Below are 16690 nucleotides of genomic sequence, written 5' to 3' on the forward strand. Positions count from 1 at the left end.
GAAATCGTCCATGGCACGCATGATTGCATGCAGGGGAAGCCACGGTGAGATGCGCGAGCGCAAAAAACGGTGCCCCGAAAGGAGCACCTGAGAATGTCGGCAACTGCGTCGGCCGGCGCCTTCAGCGAAGGAGATGGTGGGGCATTGCCATCAGTGTTGCTGCTCGTGATGGAGGCCGGCTTCCTCTTCTGTAAAGACTGAGGTGATTTCCATTCCCCATCCCTTGGAACTTCCTTTGTGAAGATGGCCGTATTTGCTTGCAGCATCCTCCATGGTCTGCTCGTCATACACGCGATATGGTCGCCAGTTGACCCCTGTTTGGAGGCAAGATGCCTGCAGGCAGCCCATGTCGCCATCGTCGAACGGGAAGACGAAGAGCATGGCTCGTGAGAGGCTGCATAAAATTACGACCAGATGCCCGGTGTCCATGGAATCATCGATAGCCGGGTCGAGGAACTGACTAGGAATGCAGATGATGTCTTCGGTGACCGTCTCTCCTTGCGGGCGGTCGAATGTGATAAATGTCAGGCACCTGGTCAGGTCTAAGCTGGGCGAATTCCAGATTTGCGGGGCCTGCCAAATGCTTGCGCACTTATCGAACGCGGCTTCGTCACGAACTACGACGCATGCTGCAGCCGCCGCGTTTGTGTAAGGCGCTATTGCGGCGAGTTTTTCCGGCGTCGTAATCAGGTATCCGACTGTCTGGTTGCTGTATTCTTCGAAGAACGACGCTGCTTGTTCTTGGAACTCTTGCATGCAGCCATCTGGCAACAGCACTTTTGTGACGGCATGACCACAGTGAGGGGATTCCACGGTTTCAGCGGTCTCACGGGTCTCGGTAATTTGATTTTTCATAATTAGTCCTTGATGGTTTTCAGGGATTTTCCTGTGAGCATATATAGCTCGAGTTTTTAGCCCTATATTTGAGACAAAATTTCTTGCGCTCTGGTACTCGGTATGTCCGGAGCATCTCGCATGCACAGCGGCGATCGCCGCCGAACGCTCAGCCTGTGGGCCGGTAGCGGCCCACGCGGTGCCAACGCCATAGCGTCGCGATGGCCGCGCTAAGCCCTGCGGCGGAGGCGCGCTATTGGAGATGGAGGTAGTTGCGAATCCGCACGGTCTCTGTCAGTGAAACGCCGAAGAAGGCGAACGCTGGGGAGCGAGTTGCGCCCTCGCGTCGATTTCCTCCACCAAAGCCTTGGCGTCCCGGTCGACTGCTTTGGTCACCAGAAGGTAGGCCGTTGCGGAGCGCAGCACAGAGAAAGTCTCGACATCCGAGGTCGCTTGCGCTGCAAGCAGGCCGCTGCCAATTAGCGCAAAGGCATGCCGCACGAAGCGGGAACTGCTTATTGGATTAGTATTGGCAACAACATCCAGTTGTCGTCCAAAGGTCTGGCCGATTTCCGGCAGTGCGACAAAATTCCTGTCCCCAAGGTCACAGACGATTCCAACCTTGCCTGCGGCGCGCCATGCGGCTAGGCATTTTCGGAAAACGGAGTCTGCCGGATTCACGAGCACGTACACTTGGTGGTCGTTCATTTGGAATCGCAAAGTACCAAGCGTGCCGTCGGGAGACGGGATTCCGCCGCTGCCGATGGACATTTCAGGGTGGCTATCTGGAGCGTAGTCAGCTGGAATCTCATACGCGATGAACTGGAGAACCGGGAGGTCAGGATAATCGCGGAGCATCTGGCTGGACGGGAAGTCCCTGCCATAGCGAATAGCTGCCCCCGGAATCTGAGGCACTTGCGATTGATTGGATGTATGTGCGAGCGAGGTCTGTGCGATGGCGTTCATAGTAGTTTCCTTGGGGGAGGGTGGTAGGCGGTTTGTCGTACCTGTTCAAGAGTAGATATCGGTTTTATATTTTGGGTAGATCGGTAACTTAAATTTAGGCGAATTCTTTGCGATCAGTCTTACTTCAGCTTTAGCCAAGTTCGGACTCCATCGCATTACACTAGACGGCTGGGTGCGAACGATGTGAACAGTGGCTCGATTGCGGATTCGGACACGCCGTCAGCAAGGAAGTAGCATCTTTTGACAGATTGTGTCCGTTACCACGCAGCGAAGGGCGCGCGCTTGATGGGGCCCGACCTGGATGCGCATGGTCCCCAGGTAGCGACCGGGCACCGTGATGCTTTCCGTGCCGACTGACACATTGCTCATCGCGCGGGAGAATTCCTCCGAAAAGACGTCCGGTGTCGCTACACGGATGATTGGCAGGTCGGGAAACGCTCGGAGCGTGTTAGAACCGGGAAAGTCGCGGCCGTAGGCAATTTCTGCAGCGGGAACGAGCGGCGTCAAGGTGTTCAGCGGAATCAGCGTGTGGGGAGTGGCAGTCTTCGTCATTTTGTGTGTCCTTAGGAAGTTGGAAGCAACGGTTGGTGCTTGTGCAACTTATAGGGACTGCCGTCACGAATGAGTTTAGCTAAATCGATTTAGACGCGTGTGGCCTCCAAACTGCCGCCTATAAACAAAGAATTGCTTTTTTTTTACTAGCCAAGACAGTGCACACAGCGCACCGCGACCCGGTTACTCTGGTAGCGGCGAGCGTCTCAAATGTGTGCTAGTGTTTCTTCAAACGGTCGCCGTTGGGCCGAGACAAGCGACTGAGGAGCACACCATGTCCGCACACCTCCTTACAGAAGGTCAGCTCGCCGTAATAGCTGAGAACCACGGGGTGAGTATGGACTTGGCGCGCCACATTGCTGACGCCGCGGAAGCAATGTGTGCGTCGGGCACAGGAGCTTCGAAGGCAGTGGCGTCATGTAACGATGAAGCGCTTGGTTCTGCACTCAAGTTCGCCGTTCGCATAGTGACAGAATCCGCCGCCCACGCCCACGCTGTGCCCATGGGGCTGTGTGATTCGCCTGCGAGCGATGCGTCGGGAGCTATGCACGAAGAAGGTGAACGCGCGCTCAGGGGTAGTGTTAGCGAGCAACTCGATCAACTGAACCGCGAGCTGACTGAGCTTAGGCTCTCGAGGGATATATATGTGCGTCGTGTCGAGCCAACGAGCTTTGGTGGTGTAATTGCAACCTTGGTCAAGGTTGGCGAGCGCGAGCAATAGCCCCAGGCTTTTCCCGCGTCACAATGAACGATGAATAGCACAGGGGGACCGACGGCGGTCCCCCACCCAGTGTCTAGGCTGCCGCCTTCTCAGCGCCAAGGTCGTTCGGAGCCTGTGTACCGTAGTGACAAGTCTTCACTTCGACTGCTGAACCAGAGGTGTCGGAACGCACGTGCGCTTCGTAGAGGCCCTCGCCAATACGTCGAACCACCCCTGTTACCAAGGCGTTCCCCATCAAAAATGCTCGCTGGATGGGCGTAACGCCGGGATGGTCCGTGTGACCACGAGGAAAACCCTGTAGTGCTTCCAACTCTTCTGGGGTCAGACGACGATGCCGGCCAGTGCTGTCAATGACAGCATGTTTCGTCCGACTTGGTGCCGTTCCCCCTTCGCTAGTGAGGATAGTACGAGCAGGTTTCTCAAGCGGGTCCGGGAAAACCATTGCGCCTTCTGCGTACTTATACTCGTGCCCATCGGCGGACGTTCGTGCCTCGCGTTTGGCTGATTTCAGGTACTGCCAACGCTGGAGGCTTTCGCTCTCGAGATAGTAGCTCGGTGTGACAATGGTGGTGTCGCGGAGGACGTCGCCCAAAGTCAGGGGCCGATCATGCCCCGTGAAATCAGCGTAGCGAATGCCATCCGCCGGGGCCGATTTCGTTGTCCACACTCGACCGCCGACCATCACGCCGGAGTTTTTTGAACCAACTCTTCCCGTCACTGCGTTCCCGATACTGAAGCTGAGTATCGAAGGGCTCAAGGCCGATTGTCAGAGCATGCTCATAGCCCGTATAAGCCTCAGCGAAGCAGGCAGGGAAGGCGCGATTGAGTACACCCGCTTGCATCCATTCGCCTCCACCAGAATCCGCAGTCCGGCTGGTCCGCTGATGTAGAGCGGTACTGCAGTGGGATGCAACGATGAAAACGCGCCTGCGCTTTTGAGAGAATCCGTAGGCGGCAGCATTGATAACCCGCCACTCTACGGCGTAGCCCAACTGAGCGAGTGACGACAAAATCATTGCGAAGTCCCGGCCACGGCAGGCAGAAGGTGACGAGATGAGTCGGTCTACATTCTCAAAGACGGCATACTTTACGGGCTCACCGTCCTCAATTCGTCGACGTAGGACCTCGACGAGCGACCACCACAAAACTCCTTTCTTGCCAGCAAGACCCTTCGATTGCGACAGGGGCCGAGCCACGGAGTAGTCTTGGCAAGAGAAACCGCCGACGATCAGGTCGGGATGAGTTGCGCGCAAGGTTTCGTAGTCTTGCTCCGACGCCAGAACTTCGAAAATATCTCTGTTTAGGTGGCAGCCGTCCTGCCAGGTCGCTCGATAGATGGCGCTAGCGACCTGCTTCCGCTTGCTAGGCTCGAACTGGTTACTCCATACCACTTTGAATGGATCACCGTGAACGGCCTCGAGGCCGATACGGAAACCACCTACACCTGCGAAAAATTCGGCCACGCGCAGCGGCTTCTGAACTGATACTGACATTGTCGTCCCTAGTCAATTGATGAACACAGCGACCGGGGACAAGGTGTGCGTCCCGCGGTGAGCCGTTGGGACGTAAAGCGAGAAGGTTTATACGGGGACGAAACCTAAATAGAAAAAATGGAACTTAAAATGAATTGCGCTCGCGCCGGATTTGACGGGAGCGCAATTTGACGCATGGGGAGAGACCTTTAAGGTGCCGCAGCGACTGCCACGGCGAGCGGTTGCGTGGTCAAACTGGACTCCGACTGAGGATGGACGGTCCCCACGCGGACCGACGGATGGGTGCCCGCCGTAGCAGCAGTGCCAACCGGCTCGGGATTGAACACAAACAGTCCTTCTTGCGCGGTTCGCTGTTTGGAAGTGCTCGCACCGATGCTCCTCTTGACCTCAATCTCATGCACCACCGAGCCGTGGTAGAGCTCACGCGAGTAGGGGGTCAAATGGTTGGAAACAATGACTGGAATGCCTCTGCTGGCAGCATCTCGTGCGAGATCTACTAACAGTTCCTGCTGCTTGTTCCCAAATGCGCTGGCGACGTAAGCCCGGAATGATTCGGCATGCTCTTGGTCGACGTATGGCGGGTCGCAGTAAATGACATCGCCTGGGCGCGCGGCATCGAATGCAGCAGTGAAATCAGCACAGAGCAAGATTGCTCGTTGCAGCTTCAGGGAGGCGTCGCGTATCTCGGGCTCCGGCAGCGATGGAGCCGACTTGTTGTGACCAAAAGGCACGTTAAAACGGCCAGCTTGGGAGTATCGACACATCCCGTGGTAACCGAATTTGTTTAGATACAGAAAGTATGCAGCACGTGTAAGTGAATTCGATTCTGCGTTGAACGCGTCTCGCACCGTGTTATAGATGTCGGGTGTGTTGGCTGCAGGAGAGAACAAGGGGCGCGCACGGTCCAGAAGGCTATCGACGTTGTCTCGCACGGCTTGGTAGAGCTCAACAAGGTGGGTGTTGGCATCGACAAGCAGGTACTCCTCGAACTCGGTGCCGAGGAACACACTGCCGCCGCCGACGAATGGTTCGATAAGGCGGCGCGGTCTGTGGGCAAGAAGAAGAGCCCCGATGTGTGGCAGGACTTTCGTCTTGCCGCCTAGCCACTTCAGAAACGGCGCCGAGCGCCCCGGGGTGCTGTGTGATGGATTCGTATGCATCCATCTTGTAGCACCGGGTTTTAGCCAATCGTTTTAGGAGCTAGCGGGAACATCGACACCGCGGCTGAACTGAGACATGTGAAACCTCTTCCGCTGACGTGTCGGCAAGGTCGATGTCCAGGGCGCCAGCAGCACGGTCTCAGTGTGCCCACTTGACTACCGCTCGCCTGATGTCCCGTGGGTCCGTCAGTTCTTCCCCGTTCGCCTTCGTGATTGCAAACTTTCGCAGCAAGTCGTCGAGATACAGCGGCTCTCCCTTTTGGGGTGGCTTCGGCTTGGGCACTCTTCGCGGCTTTGTCTTCAGGATGCCACGTGCAGCATCCTCAGCTGCGCGAAGTAGCGCCAGTTCCTGCTCGCCGAATCGGTAACGGACTACGAAAGCACGGTTGTTCGTAGAAACATAGACTACAGCGAGCTCTCCTCGTTGGTGCGAGGATCCGATGAGGTTCCGTACGCTTGACAGGGGGATTTCAAACCGGTTGGCAACACGGATGACCGCACTAGCATAGTTGCGACGGCTTCTCGTGGCGAACGCCAAACCTTCGAACATCCAGTCTTGTGGCGATTCCACGTATGCCGGCCATTTCGCGAGGACGAATTCGCTTTCTCCCGCCAGTTCGTTGGCGACAGAGGGGAACTGGCCCACCGGAGCCGTGGCTGTCCACGAGCGCTGCGCTTGCCATGTCTTGTGTCTAGGGAGATGGTCGATAGCTTGCGCTTGCGGCCAAGGAATTTCGGTAACTGAGGTAGTTGTTGAGGTTGTATTGGTCATCGGCGTCTCATTGAGAGGGGTGGCGTCACCTTCCTTCAGTCGATGCCACGAACTTGTATAGACGCGCGTTTTATATTGGGACCAGAAGTCTGCCGGCCAAGCGTGGAGTCTCTCTGGGAGCTAGATAGGGAAGTGCTGCACCGCTTGACTCTTGATTCCGGTAGCCGTTGGTGTGGTGCCACGGTGTGGGGGATGGCGTCAGAGGCGGCTCTCTGGGTGGCCTAGCTGGGAGGCGGTGTGGGCGCTCCCCGAGTTCGCGTCTCGAATCCTATCTGGTATAGTTTCACTTTCGTGAAACAACCTGGGAATCCGCGCCGATGAAGGCTTTCAGGTTCAGTTGAGTGCCAAAATGCCAAGACCTCTGCCCGACGCAACGCCACCGTCTCGCGCCACGATTCGAACTATTGATAATCTCGGGGATCGTGTGAGAGCGAGCCGTGCCGCCGATGGCATGCCGATCGACCAGGCGGCCAAAAGCTGCGGTGTCTCAGTTGGCATGCTATCGAAACTGGAGAACGGGAGAAACGTGACGCTGGAACACGTTCTGCGTATCCTCGAAGGCCTTGCTTTAACGATGCTCGTTGTCCCCAAAGCGCATGCGGCCTTGCTGGAGCAGGCTGCTTCGCACGCGGCAGCAGAGTCAAGGGTCGGCGAGGACAGGCGGGAGGCCGATTGGATGTAACTCGAGCCAATAGCATGTGCAGCTTGGCAGGCGCGATGTCGTTCGCTGCTAACGTCTAGGATTTTAAGAAAATAGAAGCTGTGGTGGAGTCGACCTCTACGATAGAGTTCCGAAGCACGTCCGGCTCCAGCCGCGGTAGGGGAGAGCTCTGGTCAGTACCTGGTTTACGTTTTCCCCTTGGCGCAGGCCTGGTTGACATTCCCACTATCATGCCAGCAGATTGGTCGGTCAAGATTGTGAGTTGCGCCTTAGAAATGCGTACATGTTTCATGATGAATCCTTTTATTTTCCGGAAGCCAATTCAGGCACCACTGGCTGGCGGGTGTGCCGAGATTGGAGCGTTTAGCTAGAGAAGCTGCCAATTCTATTTAGAGCTTAAAAATGAGCGCAGAAGCATCTGTGTAAAAATAAGAGTCGATAAAATCCGTCAATAAGAATAACTTAACTATTGCATATTTGGTTTCGATAGTTTTCGGTCAGGCAGGCGAGCTGATGCTCCCATAGGTGTCCACTGTCATCAGGCGGATAGGGTCGCTCGCATCTGGACAAGCTTCCTGCTGACATCCGTCCAGACACCAGATTGTCGCCAGGTGCGATATTTCTTGTGAACAAACTTAGCATCCAGCGGCGAAAGGAACGAGTCAGAACCAATTCCGGTAGCTTTGCTGTGGATGATGCAATCCACACACGCACGAAGCGTCGTCAGATCTAGCTGGTCATCACCTTCTGCCACCAGGAGCTTGTGGACTTCCTCCCACTCCAGGTTTGTCAGCAAGATGTCTGCATGCAAGAGGTGACTGAGGCGTTCACTATCAAAAGATGCGAAGGGCGTGTCGCCTTGGATGCGCGCTGCCGGTCGAATATGCGGCCTGCGCCGGCGAACATATGGCTTTACATCAGAAGAATTCTTCCGAGATCCCGTTTGCTGGGGATCGGACTTCCGCGAGGACTCCGATGGCGGATTTGCCGCACTTAAGATGTCTGCACATGTGAGGTTTCGCGGGTCGCGCGCGCCGCGAGGATCGCTAAAGTGAATGACTGGTGGCAAGTGTCTGTAACGAGGAAAGGCATCTTCTAAGGCCGTGGCATTGTGAATGTGCAGAGACTCTACGCAAAAGTGCGTATTCCTTAAGTGTCCTCTAGCATCGACCTCCATGGAGGCTTTAGGCAGGCTTACGTCTATGGAACCCTCACGGAGGTTCGTATAAACGCTGCGCCAGAATGCGGTTGCGCTCGGATATGCCCTTAGGTACTGCAACACGGCGTGGTCTCTGGCGGACGGAGAACTTTGACACCCACTCCCGGTTTCGAACGCGTAAGGTGTACCTTCATCGTCCAGAAAGCCAAACTCATCGAGTCCATGCGGCTTTAGGATGAGTTGATGTCTGTAGGACGCTGACATAAACGCCTTCATAAACGAAACTGCCGGCACGAGAATACTCAAGCCATCGGACCAGAACTGAAACACGCTATGTCGGCAGGATCCTGCTTCCTCGATGGTCAGCGCCGGAAAGAAGGTTCGCGGCGACACATACACGTAGGTAGTCAAGTCGAGACGTGCGGAAACGGTTTTCCGACGTGTTCCAACCGCTTGGTTTGGCTCGCTGTAGAGGCCGACGTATGCCTTGTGAACCTCCTTCTCCAGGCCGAGGAATGTTCCGAGAAAGTTGCCGTCATCTGTTGCTTCGACGCTTTGTAGCCAATGCATCCGCTTCGTTCCAAATTATCAGTCTATGGCTGCCGTGGAAGGGGAACCCATCAATCGATGCTGTCCAGGCAGCTTTGGTCGAGACACCGCTGCCAGCGGGGGCGCCGCCGTATGTGCCACGGTGCCATCGTCTCTAGCCTATGTCTAGGTATCGTCATTTGGATTTCACGTTGCCTAAATCGAATTTTAGCGAACCTATGGTCGTGGCCAGATGTTGGTAGGTGAGTAGCCACACGAGGGTTGGCCAAGTTGGGGCCACCATGGTCGTGCCGGGTATGGGCGATGAGGGCTTCGATAGACTGGACAGGGGGAGGATGCGAGCGACATCTGAGGCCATGGCGGAGAGAGCCCTCCCGAGCAGTTTGGCGCGCGAGTGGGCGTCATCCCAGGAGTATCCAAGTTGCCTGGCAGCCTGATCGTAAGGGAAGCTACGGAGAAACGTATCACCGGTAGCGGCACGGGCGGATATTGAGGTCAGCCAAGTTGGCGTCGTTGATGCCGCTGCAGGACTTTTGTCAGACCCGTCGATATCTGACGGAAGAAATCCGGCAGTTGCTCCCGCGGCGCTCAACACCAGTTTCGAAAGGGTGAGGGGACACTGATGCCAGACGCAAATGCATACTGCCGGCAAGTGATGCTCCCGGTGCCAGTAGCTCTCCCCTCGATCGGCGCAGTCCTGCCTTATGCATTGTCTGCAGAATCTGCGCTCCGCAACGCCTGGAAGTTGAAGATACGCGCTGGTCGGCAGGTTGTGTCTGCCATCAAATTGCGGTTCCAAGCAGAGTTGAGAGATGGCCGACGCATGCGACGATGAAAGGGGAGCGGTCAGGTATGGAATGAGGGAGTTTTCTCCCAACAGTTGGGCAGCGTCGATGCCCGTGGCGTCAGCTATCCTCGCAATGAGGCAGGGAAAGAGGAAGGGCGGAAGAGGCTTTCTCCCGCCGGAAAGGGCCGCTGTGACAGCGTGGACGGTCATCCCGAGATGCTTGGCGGCCCGGATTATCACGCTGCTGCACAGTTCGCCGGGGAGCGGCCGAGGTAAATACAACACAGCCGCTCCCCGTTGTTGCTAAAGACCGGCAACCAGTGCCTGAGCGCTTGCGAGTGCGCGCATCTGATTCAGCCGTTCGATGACGTCACCCTTCCCCTCGGCCGTGAGGATACTGCGGTAGTCCTCCGGGGCGTACGCTGCATGCGTTGCCGTCATCTTCCTGCGCTGTACGGCCCGCTTGACCTGAGCCTTGGGGCCCATGTCCTTGGCAAGCTTAGCCGTTACTTCCGAGAGCGACTTGCCTGGCGAGGCGTCGACGGCCTGCTTGACGAGTTTCACGGCATCATCCTCACCGGCTCCCAATACTTGGGCAACAATCGACAAGCGGTCAAGCGTTCCGGGGGCCGAGGCGGGGAGACTCGCGGTTTGGTTGCCATGCTGAATCCGGGCGACGGCAAGTTTTTCTGACAGGTCCGGGGGAAGCATTCCGGTCAAATCCTCCCACTCGGCAATCCGCAGTGGATCGCCGGAACGGATAGCATCTAGCATTGGCTCGATAAAGCCATACTCCTCGGCGGCAACTTGCGCAAGCAGCTCTGCGGTAACAATTTCAGAGGCGTCGACAATCGCCCGAGCCTGCGCAGAAACGAAGAGCTTGACCGCCAGGTCCGGTATGCCCTGGCTATAGTAGTAGAGGGTATCCTTGCATGCATCTGTGAGCTCGCTGGGGTTGAATACGTATTGATAGCTCCACAGCTTCGTAATGAAGTCGTCCCACTCCGAAGGGAAGTCTCGCGTGCCGCGGCTGAACACGCTCCAATCTGTCGCTCCGTGACCGATGACTCTGCGCGCGCTGCGCATGTCGGATTGCAATATAGCCTTCGCTTTCATGGTCCCGCAAAATAACGTCGGTGTGCGAAGAACATTTGAGGCGGACACCAGCAGTGTCATTAAGGCATCACCCTTGCTCGGAGTCAGCGGAACCCGGGCACCGCGTTGCGGTGTCTTGCGGCGACCGTTCGCCAGATTCTGAATCTCTTCGAAGACAATGAGGCCGCAGTGATGAATTGCTAGCAGTCGTGACGCCCGGCTCAGCAACGTATCAGCATTGGTCTTTCCTTCAATGACGTAGCGCTGATAGTAGCCTGCTTCTGGCACCAACTGGTCAACTGCCAGAATCAAGCTTTCGCCCACTGCACGTACCGACGCGCCATCATAAGGAGTCTCCACGATGATGTAAGGGATTTGCGTGATGCCCAGTTTCGTATGCTTAATCACGCGCGGATACCGCTGCAACATGCGAATGAGGCTCACCGATTTCCCGATTCCTGGCACACCGAAGAGTGCCTTTGTTAGCAAGCGAGCGTTTTGCGGAGGTGATGGAAGGCCCCGTCGAGTCTTCTCCGATTCGTACAGGTCTTTCAGTATGCCCAGGTGCGCTGCCGAGTGCGGCGGACGGCCCGCATAGCCTTCCCGCAAGAAAAGGTCCAGCGTTCGGCACAAATGTATGTGCCGCTCGAAAACAAAAAAGAAGCTCGGCAGAGCACCAAGACGTGCGAGCCGCTCCTCGCTCGGTAGCAGCCTGTCGGGCGCGTTGTAGCGCGGGAGCTCTGACAGAAGGTCAGCGATGGCCTCGTCAGGCAGAAGCGGAGGCAGCGCCTCGATCAAAGCGTTGCCTTGATACCGAGGGTTGTGTTGGGGCGTGTAAACAGCCTCAACTGCAAGATGATTATTTGCCATTCAGAAGCTCCTGTCGTTTCGCAGCTAGTCTGGCTGCAAGGGAAAGCGGGTGGGGGGCAGCGGGCTTTCCGGCGGCACTGCTGTCCGCCGGGCGGGGCTGCTCGGGCGGAACTGTTTGGCTCTCCGGCTGTGGGCCAAACTCCTTCTCGAGCGATGCAACTGAACTCTTGCTTCGGCGCGCACGCAGTTCGGCATTGCGGTCGTCAGCCATGTCAGCACGACGGGAGGCTCGGCTCTTGCCGGCTGACGCCTTCTTCGTCTCGGCCTTTGCGTTCTCAAACATGGCGTCTAGATGCTGATGGCGGAAGACGGCTGAATCGGCAGCAGTCTGTTCCTTTTGCTGACGTTGTTTTGGTTTTGTCGATTGAATCGCCTTGACTTCAGGGAACGAGAGTCCGAGGTAGTTGTCGCACTCTCGAGACAAGCGTGCGAGCAGGAACTCTCCTGCGGACCCGCGAGGATCATGGACGTAGATAGTGTCTACTAGGCGCGAGTCATACGATACCTTCAGCGTTGAGCTATTGCGGACGGCTGCGACAAAGGCTCCACGGAACTCGAGTTCGTCGCATCGATAAGTTAGGCCGCGAAACTCGATACCGGAGCCGGTGATAGTTGCGTCATCCACTGGCAGGAGGTGCAGGCGAAGGGTCTCCTCAGGAAACCGACGGAGTGCGAAGCCACGACCCTGCGCAATTTCCCAGTTCCACACGTTTATTGGCGTTATTGGGGTACCGGCAAGCCGCATCTCCGTTGGAGCGGGGTAGTCCAACATGACTCGCCGGTTATATGAGATTTGCCCGATGAGCATCGTACGAATGAACTCGTCCAGGTTCAAAGTGGCATCTTGACCATATTTCTTCCCCGTACGTTTCCTAAATTCACTGGGTACCTCGTAGCCTGGCGTTTCTTCGCTGACTATCTGCGGGATGATGTGAAACGACGCCTCCACCAACCCTTTGCGACGTGGCATGCGGGGCGGGTTGTTCGTTACTCGAATGCCGAGGAGCGGAACACTGTCACTATTTCGGCATAGCATTTCGCCGCGGTCAGCAGCGAAGCTCGAGGGTAGGAGTCCTTCGGCCGGCCAGTCCGTCGGGTCATACGGAACCTTGTAGCGCTCACAGAGTTCGCGCTTGCTTTCCGCCAAGGTACATATCGCGAGTACAGCAGAACTCCATGCCGCGGTTTCCAGCGTGATGTAGAACGTGGGGCAAAGCTGACTTCGACGGTCAATGATATGGTAGCCAGTTGCTTTGCCAATCGTCCGGCCGCGATCAGCTCGGGCAACAAGCTGACAGTCGAAGATGGTTGCATCGATTTCGTAGACTTCGCCGACCCCGCGGACTGATTCAACTGCGGAGGCAAGCGTGGGCGCCATATCGAGTTCGAAGGCATTATCGCCGTGCTTCTTGCGCAGCCTGGTTTCTAGAGAGAACTGCTTCTCAATGCTATATCGAATTTGCCGCTTGCTAGGGCGTTCGCCAAACGGTTTGGAAAATGAATTCCCGTTGCCATCAGCAAATGAATAGTGTTTGATGATGATCTGATTGACAGCGTGTGCTGTACTTTTCTTGAGAGAAGTTTCAGCCACCTGCTTGATTTTTTCGTGGTCCGTGGTGGTCATCTGGTACGTGTAGTACTCCTCTGTCTTGCTGCCGCGCCTTTTAGTGTTCCCCACCACATATTGATTCTCGTCTTTTGAATCATTGATAGTTGATATTCCTGATCGGTGAAAGTCCATCAGCATTGCCAGGCCTGTTTGACCACCTCGGAAGTACCGACGAAGATGACTCATGAGTGTCTGCGGCGAGCAGCCTTGGCGTTCGGCCTCTTGCGCAACATGTGGCCCACGCCATGCAGGGTCGAAGATATCCGGGTAGACAATCAGAGGTCGAATCATGTCCATCGCATCTTTGGCACGCTTTCTTGCACGGTCGCTTCGCTTGGGCATGACTTGATGGTTTTCGGGCTGTAGTACGGAGTATTCTTTTGATGCAATCTCATCGATCAGCTTGCTCAGCGGACGAGCTACAGGGAGAGCGTTCCTGTCGTCCAGGTCGAAAACCCACGCAACGGGGGCCTCGACGAGATTCAGCGAATGATCGACGTGGAGGACGCGAAATCGCTCCTCGGCTGGCCCTACGACAATGTCATTGATGGCAAACAATTACGGCTCCAATTGGGTCATGGGGCGCGATACCGAGAATAGGGGTGTGAGCGCTGGCTCGCGGGAGTCCATCGGAATATCGAGGCGACGCGTAAAGATCAGAGTGCGAGCGAGACCAAGTGCGGTATCGGCAGTCAGCCTGTTCTTTTGGTCATAATGTCTGCAGTACTCGAGTAGCGACACATCGGAATTGGCGGCAGCGAGTTCAGACTCGAGTCGCAAGATATGCTCCGCATTGCAGCCAGGGTATGGCTCCTTTTTCGGCTCTGCGGGATCCGGCAGAGCGGCTCGTGCCCATTGGATAGTCTGCGCCATGAGGCGTCCGGCCTCTGTCTCTACGTATAGGAGATGGGGGATTCCCATGGCATCGTAGTAGTAGCGCTGAATCTCTAGCAAAGCTACCTTTCGTTCGTCTTGGAGGTCGCTTGGACATTTGACGTTCAATGCGATTTGCCGAGACTCATTTGTCGCGTCAGTTAGCAGAATGTCCGTTGTCATGACGACTGGTATGCGCGTCCCGGGATAGGTGGAATGTGTGATGCCAAGAGCTTCGGCAATATCGGTGGTGAGGCTCCGCTCCAAAGGCATCTGCTCTCTGATGTCGCTGTACTTCAGGCACCATTCTGCGAGAGTGAATGCATTGAACTCAAGATCAGAAAGCAGGAGATGCGGTCGATTTATGTACGCGCCGGTAAACCGATGTATGTTAGATTTTGGGGAAAAGTCGTTGTAGTCAATCCAGGGAACATACTGCTCCTTGACGCCCTTGCCGCGCCCTTCCAGTTGACGGCGTTCGATGAGTTCTTCAGTCCAAATTTGTGGCCCGCGTGCCATGTTCTTGCCCCAGCGGTGACATTCGCACAGTTCTATCAACAGCGAATGATGTTAATCGGATAGTGTCTCGGCAAGCGGATCGATGGATAGGTTCTGGGGTTGTTATATTTCTCCAATCGGTGATTGAAGGTTGCGCAACTACCCGGTCCATGACTATCGAGGATGCGTGCCGACACTTTGATATAGGTATGGAAGTTATACGCAGGACTGCCTAAACACGGTCCTTGAGAGGGCGGTAAATCTATTTAGGCAGATTTTTTTTGTCGCTTCGCCGATCAGGGCGAGGAGTCAATGGGTCCATGCTTCAGCGAACGGCACCTCATTCAGGCCTTTTTATGGATGCGTGCGTAGTATTCCTCAGTCACGTCGCTTGTTGCGGAAATTCCACAGAGGGATGACCATTGGTTCCAAACGGCTTCCGCTTCGATATCGTGCCCCGGTGACCCTAAAAGGTGATACTGCCTGCCACTGCGAGTGGTACCACTTCGCGTATCAGCGTCGAATGACGTGATCGGGGAGCTTACGCGGCCTACGTCGTCTTCGATGCTGTGTCCGGTGAAATGCCGAGTCCCGATATCTGTTTCGAGTACTCGCCAGCGTTCCAGCCAAACGGTTGGTTGGGCTTCTAGTGGTCTAGCAGGCCAAATCGGCATGATGATTCTCCCATGTGCGAATAAGCGAAGCGGCGTCGGCCGAGCACCATACCGTCGGAGTGGGGGGGGCGGAATACGGATGGTCGGCAAGGAAAGCGCTGTTAGGCTCGCGGCTTATCAATAAAATCACGGGCTAGCACAAGCCAGCACAGTGCGGCTCTCAGCGACTGGACGGTGTTGGGGGCGCTCAGACCGACTGTTGGGTCCGGGCAAATCAACCGCCACTCCTCGTGGCCGGGCCACTCCTCTGCACGGTCATCTAAAGCGCACCAGTAGCGGACGCCATTTTGCTCACAGAACCTCGCGATGACCTCATACGGTGTAGCAATCATGCGGGCGCCTGAGAACCGAATTTCGGCGATAGGGTCGGTAAAGCCGGCCAACCGGCCCCTGAGCTCGTCAGACATGCACAGTGCAATCTGCTCAAGCGGCACTTGTAGTGTCCACGAACTACGTAACACGAGTCGTAAGTCGAACGCTTCGCCCAGCTCCTCAAGTGGTCTAGCCCAAGTCCACAGGCGTCTTAGTTCTTCGCGCCCGGTTTCCTTGCGAATCGCCAGGCCGGATCCTTGCGGGCAAACGACTCCCTCGATGTTTAGGAAGACGTGGATATGCGATGACGATTCCATCGGTGTTCTCCGTAAATAGAGCTCATCCCGGTGCACGCGGACGACACCAAAATGCGGGCGCTTTTTAGGGTGGGTTGCTGGTATCCCTGACGGGGATACCGGCAACCCACCCGGCTTTACGGTAGACGTGCGGAGGCACTGCCAATAACGCTGGCGTTTCAATCGGGTCGGTGTTTCGATAGGGGGAGTGCTAGGGATGGTGTTCAAGTGCGACACGTGTCGCACTTGAACACCATCCCTAGAGGTGAGTCGTGTTCTGGCAAGCGGTATCGTCATAGTTCGCGCGTGCTGCCGTGAATCCGGGCGCAGTCGAGAGCTTCGAGGATCGGCGCAAGCTTAAGATGTGAGTTGCAACGTCGGGTGCCTCTAAAGTGCTCTAGCGCGTTAAAATCAGCACGCACCCAAATTTAAACTAGCCAGCGTGGCAACTGACACAGTCCATCCGCCGCGGCCAGTCGAGCAGGTCGACTGGCCCGGTGAAGCTCGCCTCATAATAAAGGGCCTCCTCGCTCGAGAAGGAGTGACTTATGCTTTGCTTGTGGATCGTCTCAAAGCGGTCGGAGTGGAAGAGACGGAATCCTCGATTGCTAGCAAATTGTCGCGTGGCACGTTCCCGCTGACATTCCTAGTGCAATGTATGCACGCTCTTGATAAGCATCGGATAACCATCCAATCTCCGAGCAACGTCGAATGAGTTCGCGCGAGAAATCTGTCGTATACGACAGATTTCTGTTGACAAAGTCGACTTCCGATCTAAGCTGAAGGCAGCCGAGGCTGGCTGCGCTCCC

At 56.1% G+C, this 16690-nt stretch carries 16 protein-coding genes; 3 read left to right on the forward strand and 13 right to left on the reverse strand.

Annotation, left to right across the window (positions count from 1 at the left end):
- Positions 1 to 150: 150 nt before the first annotated feature.
- From AC1Q7Q_RS32665 to AC1Q7Q_RS32675, 3 genes are all read right to left on the reverse strand, one after another.
- On the reverse strand, positions 151 to 855 hold the full coding sequence (locus AC1Q7Q_RS32665; RefSeq protein ID WP_492372554.1) for a hypothetical protein: 705 nt from the start codon (positions 853 to 855) through the stop codon (positions 151 to 153).
- A gap of 273 nt (positions 856 to 1128) precedes the next feature.
- Complete coding sequence (locus AC1Q7Q_RS32670; RefSeq protein WP_492372555.1) at positions 1129 to 1800, reverse strand: hypothetical protein; 672 nt, start codon at positions 1798 to 1800, stop codon at positions 1129 to 1131.
- A gap of 219 nt (positions 1801 to 2019) precedes the next feature.
- Positions 2020 to 2352: a hypothetical protein gene (locus AC1Q7Q_RS32675; protein WP_492372556.1), complete on the reverse strand. Its 333-nt coding sequence runs from the start codon at positions 2350 to 2352 to the stop codon at positions 2020 to 2022.
- 274 nt (positions 2353 to 2626) lie between these two features.
- Here AC1Q7Q_RS32675 and AC1Q7Q_RS32680 point away from each other — a divergent pair, with 274 nt between their 5' ends.
- Entirely contained in the window at positions 2627 to 3073 is a 447-nt protein-coding gene (locus AC1Q7Q_RS32680) for a hypothetical protein (RefSeq protein ID WP_492372557.1), read from the forward strand.
- Between the two features lie 73 nt (positions 3074 to 3146).
- On the opposite strand, the gene AC1Q7Q_RS32685 is transcribed toward AC1Q7Q_RS32680, so the two are convergent.
- From AC1Q7Q_RS32685 to AC1Q7Q_RS32700, 4 genes are all read right to left on the reverse strand, one after another.
- Entirely contained in the window at positions 3147 to 3755 is a 609-nt protein-coding gene (locus AC1Q7Q_RS32685; RefSeq protein WP_492372617.1) for a DNA cytosine methyltransferase, read from the reverse strand.
- Positions 3694 to 4566, reverse strand: a complete 873-nt coding sequence (locus AC1Q7Q_RS32690; RefSeq protein WP_492372558.1) for a DNA cytosine methyltransferase — start codon at positions 4564 to 4566, stop codon at positions 3694 to 3696. Before AC1Q7Q_RS32690 ends, AC1Q7Q_RS32685 begins: the two co-directional genes overlap by 62 nt.
- Before the next feature lie 188 nt (positions 4567 to 4754).
- A complete protein-coding gene (locus AC1Q7Q_RS32695) occupies positions 4755 to 5726 on the reverse strand; it encodes a DNA adenine methylase (RefSeq protein WP_492372559.1) in 972 nt (323 codons plus the stop codon).
- Positions 5727 to 5865: 139 nt separating this feature from the next.
- Positions 5866 to 6498, reverse strand: coding sequence for a hypothetical protein (locus AC1Q7Q_RS32700; RefSeq protein ID WP_492372560.1), 633 nt, complete (start codon positions 6496 to 6498; stop codon positions 5866 to 5868).
- 349 nt (positions 6499 to 6847) lie between these two features.
- Between AC1Q7Q_RS32700 and AC1Q7Q_RS32705 the strand changes: the two genes are divergently transcribed.
- Positions 6848 to 7180 carry a helix-turn-helix domain-containing protein gene (locus AC1Q7Q_RS32705; RefSeq protein WP_492372561.1) on the forward strand — a complete coding sequence of 111 codons (333 nt, stop codon included), beginning with the start codon at positions 6848 to 6850 and terminating at the stop codon, positions 7178 to 7180.
- A 517-nt stretch (positions 7181 to 7697) separates the two neighbouring features.
- Here AC1Q7Q_RS32705 and AC1Q7Q_RS32710 read toward each other — a convergent pair.
- The 6 genes from AC1Q7Q_RS32710 to AC1Q7Q_RS32735 all read right to left on the reverse strand — a co-directional run bounded on the left by AC1Q7Q_RS32710 (position 7698) and on the right by AC1Q7Q_RS32735 (position 15902).
- A complete protein-coding gene (locus AC1Q7Q_RS32710) occupies positions 7698 to 8888 on the reverse strand; it encodes a hypothetical protein (RefSeq protein WP_492372562.1) in 1191 nt (396 codons plus the stop codon).
- A gap of 154 nt (positions 8889 to 9042) precedes the next feature.
- Complete coding sequence (locus AC1Q7Q_RS32715) at positions 9043 to 9939, reverse strand: TniQ family protein (RefSeq protein ID WP_492372563.1); 897 nt, start codon at positions 9937 to 9939, stop codon at positions 9043 to 9045.
- Positions 9940 to 9957: 18 nt separating this feature from the next.
- A complete protein-coding gene (locus AC1Q7Q_RS32720; protein WP_492372564.1) occupies positions 9958 to 11619 on the reverse strand; it encodes an AAA family ATPase in 1662 nt (553 codons plus the stop codon).
- Positions 11609 to 13786, reverse strand: coding sequence for a TnsB C-terminal domain-containing protein (locus AC1Q7Q_RS32725; RefSeq protein WP_492372565.1), 2178 nt, complete (start codon positions 13784 to 13786; stop codon positions 11609 to 11611). The genes AC1Q7Q_RS32720 and AC1Q7Q_RS32725 overlap by 11 nt, the downstream gene beginning before the upstream one ends.
- The gene (locus AC1Q7Q_RS32730) at positions 13787 to 14620 is read right to left on the reverse strand and encodes a TnsA endonuclease N-terminal domain-containing protein (RefSeq protein ID WP_492372566.1); all 834 of its coding nucleotides are present in this window, start codon (positions 14618 to 14620) and stop codon (positions 13787 to 13789) included. It lies immediately after the preceding gene.
- A 754-nt stretch (positions 14621 to 15374) separates the two neighbouring features.
- The gene (locus tag AC1Q7Q_RS32735; RefSeq protein WP_492372567.1) at positions 15375 to 15902 is read right to left on the reverse strand and encodes an HAD domain-containing protein; all 528 of its coding nucleotides are present in this window, start codon (positions 15900 to 15902) and stop codon (positions 15375 to 15377) included.
- A 421-nt stretch (positions 15903 to 16323) separates the two neighbouring features.
- Between AC1Q7Q_RS32735 and AC1Q7Q_RS32740 the strand changes: the two genes are divergently transcribed.
- Positions 16324 to 16596, forward strand: coding sequence for a DUF6471 domain-containing protein (locus tag AC1Q7Q_RS32740; protein WP_492372568.1), 273 nt, complete (start codon positions 16324 to 16326; stop codon positions 16594 to 16596).
- The last annotated feature ends 94 nt before the right edge of the window (positions 16597 to 16690 follow it).

Source organism: Cupriavidus sp. GW823-FHT07A04, from assembly GCF_058794615.1.

Coding starts and splice junctions, on each gene's coding strand:
- AC1Q7Q_RS32665 (WP_492372554.1), bottom strand. CDS start 855: ATGAAAAATCAAATTACCGAGACCCGTGAGACCGCTGAAACCGTGGAA.
- AC1Q7Q_RS32670 (WP_492372555.1), bottom strand. CDS start 1,800: ATGAACGCCATCGCACAGACCTCGCTCGCACATACATCCAATCAATCG.
- AC1Q7Q_RS32675 (WP_492372556.1), bottom strand. CDS start 2,352: ATGACGAAGACTGCCACTCCCCACACGCTGATTCCGCTGAACACCTTG.
- AC1Q7Q_RS32680 (WP_492372557.1), top strand. CDS start 2,627: ATGTCCGCACACCTCCTTACAGAAGGTCAGCTCGCCGTAATAGCTGAG.
- AC1Q7Q_RS32685 (WP_492372617.1), bottom strand. CDS start 3,755: ATGGTCGGCGGTCGAGTGTGGACAACGAAATCGGCCCCGGCGGATGGC.
- AC1Q7Q_RS32690 (WP_492372558.1), bottom strand. CDS start 4,566: ATGTCAGTATCAGTTCAGAAGCCGCTGCGCGTGGCCGAATTTTTCGCA.
- AC1Q7Q_RS32695 (WP_492372559.1), bottom strand. CDS start 5,726: ATGCATACGAATCCATCACACAGCACCCCGGGGCGCTCGGCGCCGTTT.
- AC1Q7Q_RS32700 (WP_492372560.1), bottom strand. CDS start 6,498: ATGACCAATACAACCTCAACAACTACCTCAGTTACCGAAATTCCTTGG.
- AC1Q7Q_RS32705 (WP_492372561.1), top strand. CDS start 6,848: ATGCCAAGACCTCTGCCCGACGCAACGCCACCGTCTCGCGCCACGATT.
- AC1Q7Q_RS32710 (WP_492372562.1), bottom strand. CDS start 8,888: ATGCATTGGCTACAAAGCGTCGAAGCAACAGATGACGGCAACTTTCTC.
- AC1Q7Q_RS32720 (WP_492372564.1), bottom strand. CDS start 11,619: ATGGCAAATAATCATCTTGCAGTTGAGGCTGTTTACACGCCCCAACAC.
- AC1Q7Q_RS32730 (WP_492372566.1), bottom strand. CDS start 14,620: ATGGCACGCGGGCCACAAATTTGGACTGAAGAACTCATCGAACGCCGT.
- AC1Q7Q_RS32735 (WP_492372567.1), bottom strand. CDS start 15,902: ATGGAATCGTCATCGCATATCCACGTCTTCCTAAACATCGAGGGAGTC.